The following is a 19,771-nucleotide window of genomic DNA, read 5'->3' on the forward strand; positions in this document are numbered from 1 at the left end:
TACTACCTCTAACTAAAGCCCTGGAAGTCATTTTATCAGTCCCTGATGATTGGGCTGACGAGGAATTAATCCTTCAAGGTGCAGGACAACTGCAATCGGCTTTAGACCGCCAAGAGGTGTATAAACGTCCCCTGATTAAAGATAAGTCAATTCCCTTTGAAAAACGTCAAGCTCAAGAATTACAAGCAATTCAGGGCTTTATGACCACCTGCGTAAAAGAATTATTTGGAGAAATGTGCAAGCGCGATCGCGCCCTCCTCCAAGAAAATCGCAACCGCATCAAATCCGGTGCAGAATTCGCCTACCGCCTCCTCGCCCTCGAAGAGAAAAATGATTCTAATTCAGAATCAACCGAATCCCAATAGGGGCAATGCCCCCGTGCTTGCTCCGTATCAATTTTCAAAACAACAAATCTCAACTTAAGGAATAAAACCATGACCATTCTCGAAACCATCAAGCCTAACTTTACTACCGCCTTTCCTCGTCTTGCTTCTGGTAAATACGTCCACTTCCTGATGCTGCGCCATAGTCAATCCTTCCCCGTCTTTCAAACCGATGGGATTCTTAACACTGCCCGCACCAAAGCCGGACTCAAAGAAGACGAAAAAAGTAAGGCAATGATTAGTCGCTTGGTAATGTTCAAACGTAAACAAACCACCCCAGAACGCTTAATTGGACGGGAAATTTTGCGTTCCCTTAACCTCACCAGTGCCGACGAAAACGCCGATAATTATTGCGAGTATAACGGGGACAAATCCTGTAAGCAATGCCCCGATTGTATTATCTACGGCTTCGCCATTGGGGATAGTGGTTCAGAACGTTCAAAAGTGTATTCCGACTCCGCTTTTTCCCTCAGTGCTTACGAACAATCCCACCGGAGTTTCACCTTTAATGCACCCTTTGAAGGGGGAACTATGAGCGAAAAAGGAGATATGCGAAGTGCGATTAACGAACAAGATCACATCTTACCTGAAGTCACTTTTCCCACTGTCGAAACCCTCCGCGACCCCACCTATGAAGGCTTCCTTTATGTGTTAGGAAATCTTCTGCGGACTCGTCGCTATGGCGCACAGGAATCCCGTACCGGAACGATGAAAAATTACCTGTTGGGAATCGTCCTCTGCGATGGCGAAATCTTTAGTAACCTCTATTTCACTCAAGCCCTTTATGATGCTCTAGATGGGGATTTAGCTCAACCAATTCATGAGTTAAAACAAGTTGCAACTCAAGCTGTTCAAGACCTATTAAACAAAGAACCAGTGCGAAAAACTCAAGCTATTTTTGAAACAGAATTAGATACCCTTCTTAACGAAGTGAGTGACATTTACCAAGACGATACCCAACTCACCGAAACCCTGTCCACCCTCTATCAACAAACCCAAGCCTACGCCGAGGAATATGGCGCGTATGCTGGTAAGAAAAAGAGAGGAAAAGGCAAAAAATAAGTTCGTAGTGAGGGCTTTAGCTCTTACACCTAGAAATGGGGCTAAAGCCCCTACTACAAAATGAAAACCGTAACCCGACATGACCTTATACGCCTGTTCTTTAACCCTACACGACAACGTTTTTTACGCAACCCGTGAAATGGGTATCTTGTATGAAACCGAGAAATATCTACACAACTGGGCGATTAGTTACGCCTTTTTTAAAGGAAGCTATATTCCCCATCCCTATCGTTTAAAAGGAGATACCGCCCAAAAACCCGATTATTTAGACCCAAACCGAGAACAAAACTTACTGCATCTTAATCACGCTGGACTTTATATCTTTCCGGCAAAACCCCTGTCTTGGTCATACCAAGTCAATACCTTTAAAGCAGCCCAGACTACTTACTATGGCAAATCCAAACAGTTTGGAGATAAAGGAGCAGACCGTAATTACCCAATTAACTACGGTCGCGCTAAAGAGTTAGCCGTTGGGAGTCATTATCAAACTTTTCTCATCGCTCCCGATTATCTAGAAACTCCTTTTCCGCGCTGGATTCGCTTAGGGAAGTGGGCAGCGAAAGTTAAAGTTAATCTGCAAGCCATCCCTCCAGCAGCTATTCAAAGAAAGTCAGGGAAATATGTCTGCGATCATCCCCTCAATCCCCTTGATTTACCGTTAGAGCAGGATTTAGAACTTTATAACCGGATTGTGATGCCTCCTGTTAGTTTAGTGAGTCAAGCGCAGCTACAGGGCGAATATTGGGAGTTAAGCGGGAATGAGTGGAACTCCTTGAGGCAACAACTTCCTAACCTACCTAGAACCCTTAGTTTACCCGTCGGAGTCTCCTATGGTGCGAAAACTTTTACATCAGCATCCTAAATGCTATACCTTACAATCTGTAGTGGTGGAACTTGGAGCAGCCCAACCAGGAAAGCCCCCCGCGACATTAGGACGGGCAATTCATGCTCAAGTTTTGGAATGGCTGAGTCTGGGGAATCCGGAAGTAGCAGAGGCGGTTCATACAGCGCAGATGCCTCCTCTGAGTTTATCTGGCTTGCTGGGTAATCGTCGTCGCCGAGGGACACAGCCAGGAGATAAGTTTTCGATTCGCATTAGCTTACTCAATGGGAATTTGTTAGAACCTCTTTTAACAGGCATTCAAGCAGCAGAGCATCAGCCTGTTGTGTTAGGGAAGTTCCCTTTTAAAATCCGTAACTACTTTGCTTTCCCTGGTACTCATCGTTTAGCAGGTTCAACAGATTATTCAAGTTTGGCTCAGAGTCCGCCATTATCTGATCTTCAGTTAAATTTTCTCTCTCCCACTAGCTTTAAACAAAAGCAAGATATTCAGCCTTTTCCGTTACCTGAATTAGTCTTTGGTAGTTTGCAAAGACGCTGGAACAGCTTTGCCCCCGAAGACCTAAAATTTCCTTCTTTTGAGTGGCAGGGTTTAGTATCTGCCTATGACTTAAAAACTCAGGCTTTGCGCTTAGAAGGCGGCGCAGAAATCGGCACACAGGGTTGGGTTCGCTATCGTTTTCGCAATCCCCAACAAGCACAAATTGCTTCGAGTTTGGCTTATTTTGCTTTCTTTTCTGGGGTGGGTCGGAAAACAACTATGGGTATGGGACAAACGCAACTGAAAATTCGCGAGTAGCTAACGATTATGAACGAACAAAACTATATTCCCCTAGCGTATTTGAATGCCTGGGAATACTGCCCCCGTCGTTTTTACTGGGAGTATGTCTTGGGGGAAATGACCGATAACGAACACATTATTCGAGGTCGCCATTTACACCGCAATATTAATGAAGAGGGGAAAACTTGGGAGGGAAATACCCTCATCCACCGTCAGCAATGGGTTTGGAGCGATCGCCTGGGGATTAAGGGCATTATTGATGCAGTGGAGGAAGAAAATGGGCAACTCATTCCTATTGAGTATAAAAAAGGACGAATGGCACAACACCTCAACGATCATTTTCAGCTTTGTGCTGCTGCCTTGTGCTTAGAAGAAAAGACAGGACGAGATATTCCCTACGGTGAAATATTTTACTACGGCAATCGTCGTCGTCAACGAGTGGAATTTACCCCAGAGTTACGGGGAAAAACCGAGAGCGCGATCGCGATCGCCCACACTACCGCCACCAATTCTACCATACCACCCCCCATTGATAATCCCAAGAAATGCCGAGATTGCAGTCTCAAAGAAATTTGTTTACCCAAAGAGATTAAAAAATTACGCACCCTTAAATAATGGAGCAAAAATCATGTCCGCCGTCTACATTACCCAACCTGATGCCACATTAACCAAAGCCCAAGAAGCCTTTAAAGTTGCTTTAAAGCAAGAAGATGGCTCTTGGAAAAAACATAACGTTCCCGCCCAAACCATTGAGCAAATTGTCCTCATGGGGCATCCTAGTATTACTGGAGAGGCTCTTTGCTATGCCCTCGAACTCGGTATCCCCGTCCATTACCTCTCCATTTTTGGCAAACACTTAGGGGCTGCCCTGCCAAGTTATTCCCGTAATGGTCAACTGCGATTAGCCCAATACGCCACCCATATCAATACCGAAAAACGATTAGCCCTAGTCAAAGCGATCGTTACTCACAAAATTCATAACCAGTATCAAATTTTGTACCGCCACGATCAAAAAGATAATCCCCTCAAACAACATAAAAAGTTAGTTGGTCAACAAACCACCCTTAATGCAGTACGAGGGGTCGAAGGACTCGCAGCCAAGGACTACTTTGCCTGTTGGCGTAATTTATTTAAAGATACTTGGTCATTTAACGGCAGAAATCGCCAGCCTCCCACTGACCCTATCAATTCTTTACTCAGTTTTGCTTATGGACTGTTGCGTGTCCAAGTCACCAGTGCTGTTCATGTCGCTGGGTTAGACCCCTATATTGGCTATCTCCATGAAACCACCAGAGGACAACCTGCGATTGTTCTCGACTTAATGGAGGAGTTTCGCCCTTTGGTGGCAGATAATCTGGTGCTATCAGTCATTAGTCGCAAACAGATTAAACCCGATGACTTTAGTGAAAGTTTGGGGGCTTATCGCCTCTCGGATAAAGGACGCAAAACCTTTCTCGAAGCCTTTGAGCAGAAAATCACCTCCGAGTTGAAACATCCTGTCTTTGGCTACCGTTGTACCTACCGCCGTGCAATTGAACTCCAAGCCCGTTTGCTGGCTCGGCATTTACAAGAAGATGTCCCCTATCAACCTTTGACTGTACGATGAATAAACTGTTCTATCTCATTATCTACGATTTACCGGCTACAAAAGCTGGCAATAAGCGGCGCAAACGACTTTATGACCTTCTATCAGGTTTTGGTCACTGGGCACAGTATAGTGTTTTCGAGTGTTTTTTGACCGCGATGCAGTTTGCCAAGTTACAACAACGTTTAGAGACGCTGGTGAAACCCTCTGAGGATTCAGTTAAAATCTATATCCTTGATGCTAGTTCAGTGAAACGAACTATTACCTATGGGGCGGAGTTACCCAGCCAGGAACAGACAATTATTTTATAGGAGTATGGCGCGGGAAAACCCCGTTCTTCAGGACACTGGATGTACCTTGCGCCTTAAGTTCCACTCAGATAAAAAAGTGTTATGATTGAGTCAGAATTTCGTTCTTGACCAACCGAAGCGGGGGCAAAATCCCTAGGAAGTTCGTCAAAAATCCCAGAACCTTGAAAAATCAATAGTTTAGGGTTTTTGTTTTAGTAAGAGTGTCAGTTGCTAATGTATTTGAGGAGTCAATTTTGAAGAAAAATTTGACATCCGTCAAAAGTAGGCAACAATATCTCTGCTAGACTAGGTTTCAGATGGCGCGGTTTCCTATTAATGAATCCCGGCTACGGGATTGAAACAAATAAAATCCTCTTTCAAAAGTAGAGTCGCCGAAGTTTCCTATTAATGAATCCCGGCTACGGGATTGAAACTCTTAATATGTTTAGATTCATGAAAAATTTCCCACGTTTCCTATTAATGAATCCCGGCTACGGGATTGAAACCTCCAGAGTCCAAGCAGAGAGTAATAAAAGTATGGGTTTCCTATTAATGAATCCCGGCTACGGGATTGAAACATCAAAAACATGGTCGATATTATCGACGGCAAAAGGTTTCCTATTAATGAATCCCGGCTACGGGATTGAAACTTCAGTCTACCAATGACTCTATAAGCTAAGGGAAAGTTTCCTATTAATGAATCCCGGCTACGGGATTGAAACAATCATAAGCTAAGAATAGAACGAACGATAAACTGAAGGTTTCCTATTAATGAATCCCGGCTACGGGATTGAAACATTCAGGCGATCGCGCAACCACAAGATGAAACGAGTTGTTTCCTATTAATGAATCCCGGCTACGGGATTGAAACATTTTACACGGTTATACTGACGATAACCCATGCCATGTTTCCTATTAATGAATCCCGGCTACGGGATTGAAACCATTTGATTTCTTTGCGCGTAAATTTGGAATTGATTGTTTCCTATTAATGAATCCCGGCTACGGGATTGAAACAAACCATGAAAAGCAAAAAAGTTACACGCGATCGCCTGTTTCCTATTAATGAATCCCGGCTACGGGATTGAAACTTCGTACTGTTCCATCAAGGTCAAGAAATAAAATTGTTTCCTATTAATGAATCCCGGCTACGGGATTGAAACATGCAAAGCGATCGCTCAGATCGAGATATGGCAACTGTTTCCTATTAATGAATCCCGGCTACGGGATTGAAACTCGTTGATCACGTCGTTTAGTTTATTGTAAAAGTTTCCTATTAATGAATCCCGGCTACGGGATTGAAACACGCTACTGGTTCTTTGTAATTAATTAATTTGAGGTGTTTCCTATTAATGAATCCCGGCTACGGGATTGAAACATCTTTCGACGGTATCAATTTCGGCGGGAATTTGCGTTTCCTATTAATGAATCCCGGCTACGGGATTGAAACCAGCAACTAAAATGGCTAAAGTTTCTGGTGATTCGTTTCCTATTAATGAATCCCGGCTACGGGATTGAAACCCATAATCGTCAGCATTTAAATGATCACGGAAGATTTGTTTCCTATTAATGAATCCCGGCTACGGGATTGAAACTCACAGCAAATATGCCGAGAAGCTTGAATACTGGATGTTTCCTATTAATGAATCCCGGCTACGGGATTGAAACTTGCTTCTAATCCTGCAACTTTTAGGGAAGCTTTTGTTTCCTATTAATGAATCCCGGCTACGGGATTGAAACCTTTAATAGGCGCAAAAACAGGATCGAAAATATTTAGTTTCCTATTAATGAATCCCGGCTACGGGATTGAAACAATTATCAACACCTTTTCTTAATTGATCGAATACTTGTTTCCTATTAATGAATCCCGGCTACGGGATTGAAACATGAAACTTATGCTTACGGATGGTCAAAAAAAGGAGAGTTTCCTATTAATGAATCCCGGCTACGGGATTGAAACATATTCTTTAAAAGTTAAACAACACTATCTAAGTTTAGTTTCCTATTAATGAATCCCGGCTACGGGATTGAAACTACAAAAAAATTAAATCCTGGTATCCTGACGCAGAGTTTCCTATTAATGAATCCCGGCTACGGGATTGAAACAAGCCTTCATCGACTGAAGCGATCGCCCTTCTTTGTTTCCTATTAATGAATCCCGGCTACGGGATTGAAACATATTTATTGACAGTTTCTTCTAATTCCTCAGAAGTGTTTCCTATTAATGAATCCCGGCTACGGGATTGAAACAGAAAAACGGCTAGACGCAACTAGCCGACCTACAAGCAAAGTTTCCTATTAATGAATCCCGGCTACGGGATTGAAACGGGCAGGCAGTTTGGCTTGGATTTCGGGAGCTAATTCGACGTTTCCTATTAATGAATCCCGGCTACGGGATTGAAACATTTGTTCGGTTGCCGTGATTATGCCAAAGTCGCGAGTTTCCTATTAATGAATCCCGGCTACGGGATTGAAACCTAAAATCTCCATCGCTGTTGGTGCTCCTTCTTGTTTCCTATTAATGAATCCCGGCTACGGGATTGAAACTCCAAACCTTCAAAATCACTATTTACCCGTGCTGTTGTTTCCTATTAATGAATCCCGGCTACGGGATTGAAACAATTCACGACTTCCTATAATGGCGATCGTCATTGTTTCCTATTAATGAATCCCGGCTACGGGATTGAAACCAATGATATTGCTGACTGGAAATACAGGACGGAAGGTTTCCTATTAATGAATCCCGGCTACGGGATTGAAACCAGCAGTTAAATCTATTTCCTGGGGTTTCTCAGGTTGTTTCCTATTAATGAATCCCGGCTACGGGATTGAAACGAATTATTTGAGATCGACGAAGCGCAGTTCCTACGTTTCCTATTAATGAATCCCGGCTACGGGATTGAAACTTTATCTTTGTTGCTTAATATTTGTTTGGCTACAGCTGTTTCCTATTAATGAATCCCGGCTACGGGATTGAAACATATTTCGGCTAAACCGCGTTGCGAACTTTTCTAATAGTTTCCTATTAATGAATCCCGGCTACGGGATTGAAACAAGAGACAATCGAAGTCGAAGCAATTAACCCTGAAGTTTCCTATTAATGAATCCCGGCTACGGGATTGAAACTTATTCCCCCACTTCTTAGGGATGGGAGAATGATAGTTTCCTATTAATGAATCCCGGCTACGGGATTGAAACCCGAATCATAGCACCCAATTAAGGGGTGCATTGTCCAAGTTTCCTATTAATGAATCCCGGCTACGGGATTGAAACTTATAAAGTCTTTCAATCTCACTAAGAATCAAATTGTTTCCTATTAATGAATCCCGGCTACGGGATTGAAACTTTTCTGCGGTCTCATCAATTTGGGTTTTGGCAGAGTTTCCTATTAATGAATCCCGGCTACGGGATTGAAACTCTCATTCGCTTTTTGTAAGGAAATTATTCCCGAAGTTTCCTATTAATGAATCCCGGCTACGGGATTGAAACCAACATTAGATCGCTTTCCTAATCAAAATACCGATTGTTTCCTATTAATGAATCCCGGCTACGGGATTGAAACTTACGCACAGAAGATGTAAGTTCCACATCAAGTTGTTTCCTATTAATGAATCCCGGCTACGGGATTGAAACACTAAAATCGGTTGTGGATTAGCAGGATATTCGGAGTTGTTTCCTATTAATGAATCCCGGCTACGGGATTGAAACACAAATCGCGATCCATTTCTGAGAATAGTCGCTGTTGTTTCCTATTAATGAATCCCGGCTACGGGATTGAAACCCTCAGATTACTTTGCACTTTTTCCCTGCTTATGAGTTTGAAGGGGTTTCCTATTAATGAATCCCGGCTACGGGATTGAAACTCCAAGGAAGTTTGTATGCCTTCGACCCTGGCGAGTTTCCTATTAATGAATCCCGGCTACGGGATTGAAACTAGTTGATAATGGTATTGGAGTTGATGTTACTTTATGTTTCCTATTAATGAATCCCGGCTACGGGATTGAAACTTAAGGAAACTATTAATCAAATCAAATCAAGATTAAGTTTCCTATTAATGAATCCCGGCTACGGGATTGAAACGAAAATCCATCAACGAACAACTCGATAAACCTTGATGTTTCCTATTAATGAATCCCGGCTACGGGATTGAAACTAAATATTTATGAACATGGAGAAAAGGTATTAGTAGTGTTTCCTATTAATGAATCCCGGCTACGGGATTGAAACAAATCCATTCATCCGGTTGAGGAGAACTAATTTTGTGTTTCCTATTAATGAATCCCGGCTACGGGATTGAAACAGCTATGTTCAGAGCTTTGAATGTAGTTATGAACGGTTTCCTATTAATGAATCCCGGCTACGGGATTGAAACCTCCAGGCATCTCTATCTCTCGGTGGAACGAATGAGTTTCCTATTAATGAATCCCGGCTACGGGATTGAAACGAATCTAAATCTGTAATTTCAGTATAGGCGATCGGTGTTTCCTATTAATGAATCCCGGCTACGGGATTGAAACCCAGGATCGAAATAATCTTGAACGTAAGTTGAAGTGTTTCCTATTAATGAATCCCGGCTACGGGATTGAAACTTGACCTTTTCTTGTTTTACGCCATTTATCCCAAAGAGTTTCCTATTAATGAATCCCGGCTACGGGATTGAAACTCAATAACAATAGATGACTGTTCCATTAATGGATGTTTCCTATTAATGAATCCCGGCTACGGGATTGAAACATATTTTTGCAGAGATAGCAAAAAATATTGCTAACAGTTTCCTATTAATGAATCCCGGCTACGGGATTGAAACCAAACTTTCATCCGGTTACGTTTGATACAATGGCAGTTTCCTATTAATGAATCCCGGCTACGGGATTGAAACAAAAAATTGGCGCGTTTGCTACTTACGGATTAAAAGTTTCCTATTAATGAATCCCGGCTACGGGATTGAAACACAGACAAGTGTTTAGCCGAAAGATGTGCAATTCTAAGTTTCCTATTAATGAATCCCGGCTACGGGATTGAAACCAAAACCTTTATCAGATTGTGTAAAAGTTGGGGTTTCCTATTAATGAATCCCGGCTACGGGATTGAAACTAGCAATATTTTTTTTGGGGTCAAAACCTTCAATGTTTCCTATTAATGAATCCCGGCTACGGGATTGAAACACTTCAATTGGGTTAACTTCACCTCTTACCTATTTGTTTCCTATTAATGAATCCCGGCTACGGGATTGAAACCTGTAGGATTGGCTAAAATTGCATTAAGATGGTAAAAGTTTCCTATTAATGAATCCCGGCTACGGGATTGAAACAAATTCAACAATTTTAATGAGTATTAGTTACATTTGTTTCCTATTAATGAATCCCGGCTACGGGATTGAAACTGTATTGAATTGCGGCGGTTTGCGCCTCTGAAATGAGTGTTTACTATTAATGAATCCCGGCTACGGGATTGAAACATAGAATACATTGATAAAGAACCATAAAGAGGAGTTTCCTATTAATGAATCCCGGCTACGGGATTGAAACCCTTCTCTAATTACACAATCTGGCGTAGTTCCAATGTTTCCTATTAATGAATCCCGGCTACGGGATTGAAACCAGATACCGTGCATTATTATCTAGTAGATATGGGTTTCCTATTAATGAATCCCGGCTACGGGATTGAAACGACCAGCCAAAGCCAAAAATTTTCCTCAGTCGCCACTTGTTTCCTATTAATGAATCCCGGCTACGGGATTGAAACTTATAATAAATATCTTGAGGAAACCGAAAAGGAAATGACTGGTTTCCTATTAATGAATCCCGGCTACGGGATTGAAACAAAGTGCTAGGCTTGCCAGATCGCAAAGTTAAGGCAGTTTCCTATTAATGAATCCCGGCTACGGGATTGAAACTTCCATTAGTTTCACATTGCCTACAATCGGTAATTGGTTTCCTATTAATGAATCCCGGCTACGGGATTGAAACATAAATTGTCTTGTATTCTTAGCCAAATATGATTGGTTTCCTATTAATGAATCCCGGCTACGGGATTGAAACATGAAAGCCTCGCTTATATTGATGTTGGACGCAAGCGTTTCCTATTAATGAATCCCGGCTACGGGATTGAAACAATTTAAGTCCCTCACTGGTGGGGATAAGTTACGGTTTCCTATTAATGAATCCCGGCTACGGGATTGAAACAACCGATTCTAGCCGATGGAGACAAAATTGTCTAGTTTCCTATTAATGAATCCCGGCTACGGGATTGAAACACAGGAAATCTGCAAAAACTGTCGAGTGAAAAGTTAGGTTTCCTATTAATGAATCCCGGCTACGGGATTGAAACGAATATTTTTTGACCTCAGACCAACCTAAAACTGAGGTTTCCTATTAATGAATCCCGGCTACGGGATTGAAACATTTATTGTGTAAACAATCTCAGACCAAGCAAAAAGTTTCCTATTAATGAATCCCGGCTACGGGATTGAAACTTAATTTATATTAATTTATTTGATTGTTTGGCGATCGCTGTTTCCTATTAATGAATCCCGGCTACGGGATTGAAACGACAAGCCCTCCAATGGATTATCACCACTTTTATACGTTTCCTATTAATGAATCCCGGCTACGGGATTGAAACTTTCCGGAAATATCGACTTCCTCAACAAAAACTTCTCCGGTTTCCTATTAATGAATCCCGGCTACGGGATTGAAACAATCTTAATCGGCACAGTATGCAGTAATTCCTTTGGTTGTTTCCTATTAATGAATCCCGGCTACGGGATTGAAACGATTGAATGATTGTGATTGTGAAATAAATAATGTAGAAGTTTCCTATTAATGAATCCCGGCTACGGGATTGAAACATGCAAACACTCGCGATCGCTACAAAAATCATTCGTTTCCTATTAATGAATCCCGGCTACGGGATTGAAACCTAAGACCGGGGTTAGTCGTGATTACCTCAACTTAGGGTTTGCTGAAAAAGTAACCTGAAAAATTAGCTCGATATAAGGATAAGATTTTTCTGAAAAACTAACGTTTCACATAAGCTCTAATCATCAAAAAGACCAAAATGAAGGCGAATTTGCAAAAAGGAGAAAAAATCCACAAAAAAAGCCAGTAAACCTGCCTAAGCAGGGTGGAAAGATTGATAACTAAAAAGCTAATTGCAATGGCTGTTTCTGAAATTTCTCGCTCGTTTTGCCATGATTCGAGCTAGACCATATCTTCTTTTTCCTTGACCAAATTTACCCTCAATCTCGTTACGAATTCTTTCGTCTAATTGGGCTTGCTTTTTAGTTTCTTTACTCACATTTTTCGGTGGTCTTCCCAGAGGCGGACCACTCAGCCTAATTCCTCTCTCTTTACACCAAGCTCGATTTTGACGAGTCCGATAAATTTTGTCCACATGAACCGATTCTGGATAATAACCTGTCAACTCTTTATAGTGTTCGATTTGAGGGAAGTAAATCGACTGATTCATTGAAGTTATCCCAGCTTAAACGGTCTAAAAAGACATAGCTCTCAAAACAGCTAACCGCCAGTTTTGCCCCAAATTCAACAGGGTTTCCGGCTTTTCTTCTTACGATGGGGCGAATGTGCGGTTGAGTTAGACTGACAATTCTCTGGTCAATTCTTGAGGTTTCGTTTGACCACATCCATTGTTGTTGACGGTAGATTTCGGCACAGGACTAAGAGGTTTTTATATTTCTTCTGACTTAGATTGGTTAAGGAAACTCCAGCGTTGACTAACTTTTCAATTGACGATAAATTTCTGTTTAGATACTGGAGTTGTTTCTCAATAGTAACTCGTCTTTCACTGCGCGTGGGGCGACGTTTACGGGCGACTTTTAAGTAATCTTTTCGGGCTTTTTTTCGATAGGTTCTCGGTTTTTTGCCCAGGCGATTTCTTCCACTTTGCCACAAACGGTCTAAGATTTTTTTGCTTTGTTGTCTGGCTTCATTTAATAAGCCTAAATCATTGGGATACCTGATGTCAGCCGGAGTGCAAGTGGCATCGGCTAAAAGTTATCCGAGGTTTTTCGTTTCAATGACTTCCTCTTCTTCTTTTTTTTTTGTGATTGCTCTTCGATTTCCTGGCTTTCCCTTGCCTTTTTTACCATTTTTTCATTGACTTGATTTACCAAGTCAATTCCAATTCTAGTACGAAAATGAACGAACATTGATGGTTCAAAGGGGGCTTGATTACTATAGGCTGGCATTCCGAGAAAATATTGTAGATAAGGGTTTTTCCGAATTTGTTCTACGGTTTCTCTGTCACTCGTTACTAGTTTTTCTTTAATAATTAATGCCCCTAATGCCATGCGAAATGGTTTGGCTGGTGCGCCCATATTTTGAGAAAAGTTTTTCTCATATTCGGCTTCAAATTCTGACCAAGGAATTAGGTCTGCCATGATTATCCAACGATTATCAGGGGATAGTTGTCCCGACAGAGGAAATTCAAACTTTTCTGGGGTAATTGAAGATGGCTCGGCTTGACGATACATTTGTTCTAATGGGTCAAGTGCAAGGGGTTGTTACCAATTTTAGCGGTTTTGGGCTTCTAGGGGTTGAGTTTTTGAGAAATTGGCTTTGGCTCTCATCCTCTTGGTATCAGTGTTTGACAGTTCTTCAGCAAACCCTATATAGCTCACTTAAAAGAACCCAAAAGGAAGGAGCGACGACATAGTAGTTTTTGGGTAGGACTTTATGGGGATATGTGGTTAAGTGCTTGGGAATTTTGTCAAGATTTTGTTCAGGTTATTATTGACGCTAATCCCCACAAAAGAGGTAATTATCTAAGAGGTTTTCTCGCTATGTCGAAAATTGAATCTTCTTTTTAATGTCCTTTTTTGCCGCTAATTACCATTAAGAAAGTTGCACAAATATCAAAGTAACTTTTCCCTTTGCTGTTGAGTAGAAAATCAATCAAGCAACCAACGCTCCTTACCCACTCCCCCAAATAGTGATTATCATTCTCAACGCCAAAATGGATCTAAAAAAGAGCGCTCCTTGTTGATTATTTTCTCAACTTAAATGAGCAAACTCTCTACCTGTCTTGGTTTCAACCCGCTTGTCACCCCGTAAGGTGGTAAACCTTGTCTACGTCGCTCGGCGTTGGTAAGCTCTAAGAGTTCGCGATCGTATTGACTTTGAGCTAGGATTAGTTCTTCTGTAAGTGGTGGTGATGAGATTGAAGATGTCTCTCGGTGGAAGACTGTAGCAGAGACGGGTAGAGAAATTAAAGTGGTAGTTAGTGCGATCGCGGTTAGTTTCGGTTTGGCTAATTTGACTCGTAGCATTTTCTGTCTCTCAACTAATTTGGGTCTTTATGTCAGTCTTTTGCTTCGCAAGTCAAGATTTATGCGATCGCACTCAAAGTTTTGACAATAGTTTACAAAAAGCGGCGATCGCATCGGTCGAACAAACAGCGATCGCCTGTCTGATACATTATTTTAAGAATGCTTGTTGACAAGAGGTTGACTAGGTAAAACATTAACTCCCAAATTGCACAATAAACACCTCATGTCTAGCGATATTTACGAATATTTAAAACCTTTAACAATTCGCGCTGAATTTTCTGATAAAGAGGGATTTTCGGAGCATTAATTTTCGCATGAACTTCAGCACCGGGACGCAATTCTTCCCCCGGATTTTCCATTTTAGCTCGCACGCGCAAAACACGCTTTTGTCCAGATTGATCGGCAATCATTTCTTGGTCAATTTTCTCAACTTCAGTTATAATTGGTTCCAGTCCTGGCTCTTTAAATCTTACAGTTACTTTCGCCCCCATTTGAATAATATCTGAGTCGGCTTGGGGTGCATTAATAACTACTTGCAAAGTTTCAATATCGGCAATATCCATTACTACCTCATTTTCTTGCATCTTCCGACCTTTATTTTTCACTAATTCTTCATTTGAGCTAATTACTATTCCCGCTTGATTAGCCCGAAGAATTTTATTTTCATTTCTTTTTGTTTCTAATTTATTTAAATTGATTGTCAAAGTATCAACAACTTTCTGAAGATGTATTACTTCCTCTTGGGTAGCAGATAATTGATTTCGTGCAGTTTCCGCAGCCGCTTGTTTTTCTCCTAACTCATCTGTTAAAGTAGCTAATTTTTCTTGCTGAGTTTTCTCGAAAGTTTCAATTTCGGCTTTTTTCGCCGATATTTGTGCTTCTAACTCCTCAACTTCTGCTAATTTGCGTTCGATTTCACCACGAAAACTTTCTTGTTTATCGAGTAAATCATGAAAATGTTTTTTACTTAAATGATGTCCCGCTTCATTAGAAGCATCTTCATAATTGCTAATATCTTCGCCAACTACTTCTACGCGCTTTTCCAGAGATTCTACTTCACTTCTTATTCCCGCGATTTTCTTATCAATTGCGGCGATTTCTTGTGCTAATTTTTTTACTTCTGGAGGTGGATTTACGGAACTAAATGTTTCTACTTCATCTTGAATACTTGTCAAACGATTTCTCACACTTTCTACAGCTAATTCCGCTTGTTCAACTTGGTTTTCCCGAATAGGAATTTGTTCTTTAGCATTTTCTAAGGCTGAGTGTTTTTCTTGTAATTGAACTTGTTTTTCGTCAATTTCTTTGTCTAAATCAGGAGTAGAAACTAAAGCGAGAATATCTCCCGTTTTGACAATTTCTCCAGGTTCAATTTGAAATTCAGTAATACTCCCTGGTACTTTCATATATATTAATTGACGAGAGTTACGAGTTGGTTCTAATGTTCCCGAACTTCTGACGGAATTAGATACAGGTATTTGACTGATAACTCCTAAACTAATTAAGATTCCTCCTGCGATTAAGATACCTCGATAAGGAAATGATTTTTTCTCAGTGACAATTGCCGTTTCTGGTGGTTTATCAGTAGCTTTTACTGCTGAATTGCTTCCCGGTTTAACTAATTTTAAGGGTGAGGAATTGCTAGGGTTAGCTGCTTGAGTTTTGGGTGTAAGGTTAGTAGTCATTAGGGTAGATATCCTGGTGTAATTAAACTTGATTAAATAAAGGTTATGTTAGCGACGAGGGAAAAAGTAATAAATCAGCCAAATTGCTAAAATTACTAAAGCTGTATAAGGAATATTAACTAATGTCCAGTCGGTAATTCGCCAGAAAAGGAAGCCAAACACCATCCAAATGTAAGCTAAACTAAAAGGAGCATAAATTGCTAAAATTAGTTTATTTTGATTGGTTTCCTTAAGAGGTTTTCCTTGCAATAAGTTACTGTAAAAACCAAAAGCGCGACGACGTAAATTGTTGATTCCAGTTACCGCAACTGCGAGATAGTAACTATCAAATTTAGCTAAAGGATTGAGATTTAAAGCTACAGTAAATAAAGCGGCTGTCATCAAGACTAAACTACCAATATGTAGCCAACTTCCTTTGCTAGAATAAAACCAGCACCAAAAGGCGATCGCTGCGAGCGCAATTTGGACGATAATTCCGGCTCCGATGACTAAAATGCGCTTGTGTCTTGATAAACTGTAGGAATCTGTAGTATTTGTATAAGCGGCGGGTACTAACATCATAAATAAGAGTCCCATTTCTGGAACAATGCCACCAAAATGCTTTAAAGTAAAGGCATGACCAAACTCATGTAGGGTGATAACTAATGCCATGAGTAAGACAAATGCAAAGAAAAAACTACTGGTTCCATAGGTTTGAATTAGTTTAACAATCTCGAAAGTAATTTCCGGACGATAGTGGATAGCAAAAACTGTGGAAATAGCGAGGAAAGTCACGAAAATTAAGGTGAAAGATTTTGACCACAACCAACGCAATTTGTCAATATTTTGGCTTAAGAAATTATCGGGATTAAAGAGTTTGACTTTGAAAAAAAGTAGTTGGAGAGGATTGAATTTGTTTCGGGGGGGTTTTGCAGGCTGAGTACCAACTAACATTCCCGTCGCTGCAAGCATTTGCAACAATAGTTTAAGTTGGTCGCGATCGATACAGAATTCCTCAGCGATCGCCTGAATCGATCCTTGTTGAAGTCGAGAGATGACGTTTTTTTCGCGATCGCTAACTTGCATAAAGGTAAAATCTTCTTGGTTGCGTAAAATCCAATAACCGTCAGGATTAGCAATCCATTCCACAGTAGATTTTAGCTGATATTTAGATGATGGCGGCTTTTGGTCATCTAAAGTTAAAACTCCTAATTTAATCAGCTTTTCGAGCAGTTCTAAGGTAAAATTCGAGTTAGTATCGGGAAACTTGCGTTGCACCGCCACTTGAATTTGATTAAGAGTATATTGACCGCTAAAGTGTTGCAAAGCATAGCCTTCTGTCTCAGAAAAGGTAAACTGTTCTAGAGAGGCGATCGCGCGGAGAACAACTTCTCCTGAGTTAGGAATTCGTCCCAGTCGCCAATAGATGCGAAGATCCGGACAAATCCAACTGTGGTAGTTTGTGGTTGAGTGGTCGTTTTCAAGGAACATAGATGATGCAACCTGTATCTATTTGGGTTTCAGATTTGAGCGAGGCTTTTTCGGCAACTGGGCGTGATTTGTGAGCAAATTTGGGATTTAGAGACACAAATATTTTTTTCCCTTTTAATAGTTAGTTAACGTCCTACAATGGCTAAAGGTGGTTTAGCTAATTGTTCGATAGTTAGCGATCGCACTAAAGCTTCAATTTTGTTATCACCACCAATCTCAAAAAACAAATGAATCCACTCAGAAGCAGTTAAAGAAAGCTCTTCCAACCAAGGAGAGGGGTTAACCTGACCCCATCCTACGATCGTACCCAGATTAGTCAGAGTTTGACTAGCCATAATTGGGTTAGGATTAAGTCGTACCTCAAGGCGAATACAGGATTGGAGAATCAGTTTTAGAGGTTGGTCAACAGTTGCCACCTCAGAAGAATTATTGCTTGAGTTAAGTTCCCAATAGTAGTTCAAATTGAGGACATAATCATTAGGAAACTGCCAACCCATAGAGAGTAATTCCGCTTCGGTAAAATCGTATTCTTGCCAAACTTCTTCAAATTGCATTTTGTTTAAGGGATTTAGGCTTTGCTATGAGTTAAAAAACCAGGAGTATCTTTTTGATTAATCGGCGATTGTCTTTACCAATATTGTTAATACACTTCATTTATTTAGCTGTGCGATCGCTTCATTAACTGTACCTCGAAAAACATTTCCTTTGTTGTACTCATGTTTTCCTTGAGCAATATTAGCGGCAATTTCAGCGCGACGGCGATATTTAATTCTTCGTTGTATAATTCCAACCAGGGCGGTTTGTTCCTCTAGAGACAAGGTTTCGACCTCATCTAAAATACTGTCAAAAGTTGAAGTTTGCATGATGGTTAATTAGGTAGGAAAGCGATGATAGCTATCTTTTTATTTCAGTAGAGGGGGATGGTATTTTTCTAAATGATCCAATTCATATTCCCAGACAAACGGATTATTGTAGATATAATCACGAATCTCCGCTAAAGACTTTTGATTACGGATGATATGTTCATAATAATTGCGTTGCCAAAATCGTTTCAGAAAAGGTTGCCATTGTCGTTCATAAACACCATGACGATACTTAGTCGTAGTCAAAGACTTGAACCGATGCACCACATCCCCCAAATTCAACCCATCCCACGTCGGGGCAATCCCCCCGCGATCGCCCCGATTCGATGCCGGCGTAGGGGCAATCCCCCCGTGGTTGCCCCGATTCGATTGATTACCCCGAACCGTAGGGGCAATCCCCCCGTGGTTGCCCCGATTCGATTGATTGCCCAAATTGGCGATCGCCTCATCACCCCGATTCAATTGATTGCCCCAATTCGATGCCGGGGTAGGCACGGGGGCGCTACCCCTACAGGCGTGGTTTCCCGTTAAAATAATAATCCCGTGAATGTGGTCGGGCATAACCACAAACGCATCAAGCTCAACCCCTGGATAATGTTCAGGAATTTCATTCCATACAGTTTGTACCATTTCACCCGCTTCACTAGGGTAAAAAGTAGGGGCAATCCCCCCGCGATTGCCCCGATTCGATGCCGGGGTAGGGGCAATCCCCCCGCGATCGCCCCGATTCGATGCCGGGGTATTCTCAATTTTCCCCAATAATGGCAATCGTTGATTCACGCAAATAGTGACAAAGTATGCACCTGGTTGGGAATAATCGTATCCTTTTAAACGGATGGAACGGCGTTTGTGGAGATGGGGATCGTAATTCATAGCATTAGTTATGGCATTAGTTTAATCAATCATTGTCTCAATCGGGGGAAGGCGATCGCCTTCCCCTAGAAACCTAGCGCGTCATCTACCTAGAAATTAATGTAATTTCGTGGATTGCGGTTATCTGTTTTCCAACGAAATGGATAGACACGAGTCTCAAAATGTAAGTGAGGACCAGTTGAATATCCAGTGCTACCTACATTTCCAATTTTCTGACCACCAGAGACGGTCTGACCCTTATGAACATCAATACTAGAAAGGTGAGCGTAAATAGTTTGAAAATCATTTCCATGATTGATTCGCACAAAATTTCCCCATCCGTTAGGGTGATACCCAACTTCAACAACCTTACCTGGTTTTGCCGCTTTGACTGGTGTTCCTTTCGGTGCGCCAATATCAATTCCATAGTGAAACTTACCCCAACGAGGACCATATTCACTGGTAACTCGATAGCCTGGAAGTGGGTGTTGCCATGCACTGTTACCTCCATCATCATTGTCATCATTGTCTTTAATCGAAATAGTACCAGCAACTTGCCAACCACTGNACTTGGTGGCACTACATCCAGGAATGCTGATTTTCTTCGTGTCATCGTTGCTGGGTCAATATCCCAGATATGGGTGGCTCCATCCTGTAGATTTCGCCAGAG

Annotated in this window: 15 protein-coding genes, 1 pseudogene and 1 CRISPR repeat array; of the genes and pseudogenes, 8 read left to right on the forward strand and 8 right to left on the reverse strand. The window is 41.4% G+C overall.

Features of this window, described 5'->3' with window-relative positions; genetic code table 11:
- The 7 genes from cas10d to cas2 all read left to right on the forward strand — a co-directional run.
- Nucleotides 1–365: type I-D CRISPR-associated protein Cas10d/Csc3 (cas10d, locus tag G3T18_RS10385; RefSeq protein WP_224410485.1), on the forward strand; the 365-nt coding region annotated here is incomplete at its 5' end.
- A 69-nt stretch (nucleotides 366–434) separates the two neighbouring features.
- On the forward strand, nucleotides 435–1,445 hold the full coding sequence (gene cas7d, locus G3T18_RS10390; RefSeq protein WP_224410486.1) for a type I-D CRISPR-associated protein Cas7/Csc2: 1,011 nt from the start codon (nucleotides 435–437) through the stop codon (nucleotides 1,443–1,445).
- Nucleotides 1,446–1,524: 79 nt separating this feature from the next.
- A complete protein-coding gene (gene cas5d, locus G3T18_RS10395) occupies nucleotides 1,525–2,307 on the forward strand; it encodes a type I-D CRISPR-associated protein Cas5/Csc1 (protein ID WP_224410487.1) in 783 nt (260 codons plus the stop codon).
- A complete protein-coding gene (gene cas6, locus G3T18_RS10400; RefSeq protein WP_224410488.1) occupies nucleotides 2,276–3,085 on the forward strand; it encodes a CRISPR-associated endoribonuclease Cas6 in 810 nt (269 codons plus the stop codon). The genes cas5d and cas6 overlap by 32 nt, the downstream gene beginning before the upstream one ends.
- Nucleotides 3,086–3,094: 9 nt before the next feature.
- Nucleotides 3,095–3,682, forward strand: coding sequence for a CRISPR-associated protein Cas4 (cas4, locus tag G3T18_RS10405; protein WP_224410489.1), 588 nt, complete (start codon nucleotides 3,095–3,097; stop codon nucleotides 3,680–3,682).
- Nucleotides 3,683–3,695: 13 nt separating this feature from the next.
- Nucleotides 3,696–4,673 (forward strand): type I-D CRISPR-associated endonuclease Cas1d, encoded by a 978-nt coding sequence (gene cas1d, locus G3T18_RS10410; protein ID WP_224410490.1) that lies wholly within the window; start codon nucleotides 3,696–3,698, stop codon nucleotides 4,671–4,673.
- Nucleotides 4,670–4,963, forward strand: coding sequence for a CRISPR-associated endonuclease Cas2 (cas2, locus tag G3T18_RS10415; RefSeq protein ID WP_224410491.1), 294 nt, complete (start codon nucleotides 4,670–4,672; stop codon nucleotides 4,961–4,963). Before cas1d ends, cas2 begins: the two co-directional genes overlap by 4 nt.
- Before the next feature lie 304 nt (nucleotides 4,964–5,267).
- A CRISPR array of direct repeats spans nucleotides 5,268–11,863; the repeat unit is 37 nt; unit sequence GTTTCCTATTAATGAATCCCGGCTACGGGATTGAAAC.
- Between the two features lie 98 nt (nucleotides 11,864–11,961).
- Here the strand turns inward: cas2 and G3T18_RS10420 are convergent.
- Nucleotides 11,962–13,436: pseudogene (locus G3T18_RS10420) on the reverse strand (IS5 family transposase).
- Nucleotides 13,437–13,961: 525 nt separating this feature from the next.
- Nucleotides 13,962–14,231, reverse strand: a complete 270-nt coding sequence (locus G3T18_RS10425; protein WP_224410492.1) for a hypothetical protein — start codon at nucleotides 14,229–14,231, stop codon at nucleotides 13,962–13,964.
- Nucleotides 14,232–14,260: 29 nt separating this feature from the next.
- Between G3T18_RS10425 and G3T18_RS10430 the strand changes: the two genes are divergently transcribed.
- On the forward strand, nucleotides 14,261–14,401 hold the full coding sequence (locus G3T18_RS10430) for a hypothetical protein (RefSeq protein WP_224410493.1): 141 nt from the start codon (nucleotides 14,261–14,263) through the stop codon (nucleotides 14,399–14,401).
- Nucleotides 14,402–14,458: 57 nt separating this feature from the next.
- Here the strand turns inward: G3T18_RS10430 and G3T18_RS10435 are convergent, their stop codons facing one another.
- The 6 genes from G3T18_RS10435 to G3T18_RS25880 all read right to left on the reverse strand — a co-directional run bounded on the left by G3T18_RS10435 (nucleotide 14,459) and on the right by G3T18_RS25880 (nucleotide 19,700).
- Nucleotides 14,459–15,916 carry an efflux RND transporter periplasmic adaptor subunit gene (locus G3T18_RS10435; protein ID WP_224410494.1) on the reverse strand — a complete coding sequence of 486 codons (1,458 nt, stop codon included), beginning with the start codon at nucleotides 15,914–15,916 and terminating at the stop codon, nucleotides 14,459–14,461.
- A 48-nt stretch (nucleotides 15,917–15,964) separates the two neighbouring features.
- Nucleotides 15,965–17,386: a site-2 protease family protein gene (locus tag G3T18_RS10440; protein WP_224410495.1), complete on the reverse strand. Its 1,422-nt coding sequence runs from the start codon at nucleotides 17,384–17,386 to the stop codon at nucleotides 15,965–15,967.
- Between the two features lie 125 nt (nucleotides 17,387–17,511).
- The gene (locus G3T18_RS10445; RefSeq protein ID WP_224410496.1) at nucleotides 17,512–17,940 is read right to left on the reverse strand and encodes a hypothetical protein; all 429 of its coding nucleotides are present in this window, start codon (nucleotides 17,938–17,940) and stop codon (nucleotides 17,512–17,514) included.
- 96 nt (nucleotides 17,941–18,036) lie between these two features.
- Nucleotides 18,037–18,249 carry a hypothetical protein gene (locus G3T18_RS10450; RefSeq protein WP_224410497.1) on the reverse strand — a complete coding sequence of 71 codons (213 nt, stop codon included), beginning with the start codon at nucleotides 18,247–18,249 and terminating at the stop codon, nucleotides 18,037–18,039.
- 39 nt (nucleotides 18,250–18,288) lie between these two features.
- Nucleotides 18,289–19,122: a transposase gene (locus G3T18_RS10455; protein WP_224410498.1), complete on the reverse strand. Its 834-nt coding sequence runs from the start codon at nucleotides 19,120–19,122 to the stop codon at nucleotides 18,289–18,291.
- Between the two features lie 89 nt (nucleotides 19,123–19,211).
- A complete protein-coding gene (locus tag G3T18_RS25880) occupies nucleotides 19,212–19,700 on the reverse strand; it encodes a M23 family metallopeptidase (RefSeq protein WP_397333931.1) in 489 nt (162 codons plus the stop codon).
- Nucleotides 19,701–19,771 lie beyond the last annotated feature (71 nt).

It is taken from the genome of Oscillatoria salina IIICB1 (assembly GCF_020144665.1).
In the GTDB taxonomy this organism is placed as follows: Bacteria; Cyanobacteriota; Cyanobacteriia; order Cyanobacteriales; family SIO1D9; genus IIICB1.

Coding starts and splice junctions, on each gene's coding strand:
- G3T18_RS10445 (WP_224410496.1), bottom strand. CDS start 17,940: ATGCAATTTGAAGAAGTTTGGCAAGAATACGATTTTACCGAAGCGGAA.
- G3T18_RS10440 (WP_224410495.1), bottom strand. CDS start 17,386: ATGTTCCTTGAAAACGACCACTCAACCACAAACTACCACAGTTGGATT.
- G3T18_RS10455 (WP_224410498.1), bottom strand. CDS start 19,122: ATGAATTACGATCCCCATCTCCACAAACGCCGTTCCATCCGTTTAAAA.
- cas5d (WP_224410487.1), top strand. CDS start 1,525: ATGACCTTATACGCCTGTTCTTTAACCCTACACGACAACGTTTTTTAC.
- G3T18_RS10435 (WP_224410494.1), bottom strand. CDS start 15,916: ATGACTACTAACCTTACACCCAAAACTCAAGCAGCTAACCCTAGCAAT.
- cas7d (WP_224410486.1), top strand. CDS start 435: ATGACCATTCTCGAAACCATCAAGCCTAACTTTACTACCGCCTTTCCT.
- cas2 (WP_224410491.1), top strand. CDS start 4,670: ATGAATAAACTGTTCTATCTCATTATCTACGATTTACCGGCTACAAAA.
- G3T18_RS10425 (WP_224410492.1), bottom strand. CDS start 14,231: ATGCTACGAGTCAAATTAGCCAAACCGAAACTAACCGCGATCGCACTA.
- cas4 (WP_224410489.1), top strand. CDS start 3,095: ATGAACGAACAAAACTATATTCCCCTAGCGTATTTGAATGCCTGGGAA.
- cas1d (WP_224410490.1), top strand. CDS start 3,696: ATGTCCGCCGTCTACATTACCCAACCTGATGCCACATTAACCAAAGCC.
- G3T18_RS10430 (WP_224410493.1), top strand. CDS start 14,261: ATGTCAGTCTTTTGCTTCGCAAGTCAAGATTTATGCGATCGCACTCAA.
- G3T18_RS10450 (WP_224410497.1), bottom strand. CDS start 18,249: ATGCAAACTTCAACTTTTGACAGTATTTTAGATGAGGTCGAAACCTTG.
- cas6 (WP_224410488.1), top strand. CDS start 2,276: ATGGTGCGAAAACTTTTACATCAGCATCCTAAATGCTATACCTTACAA.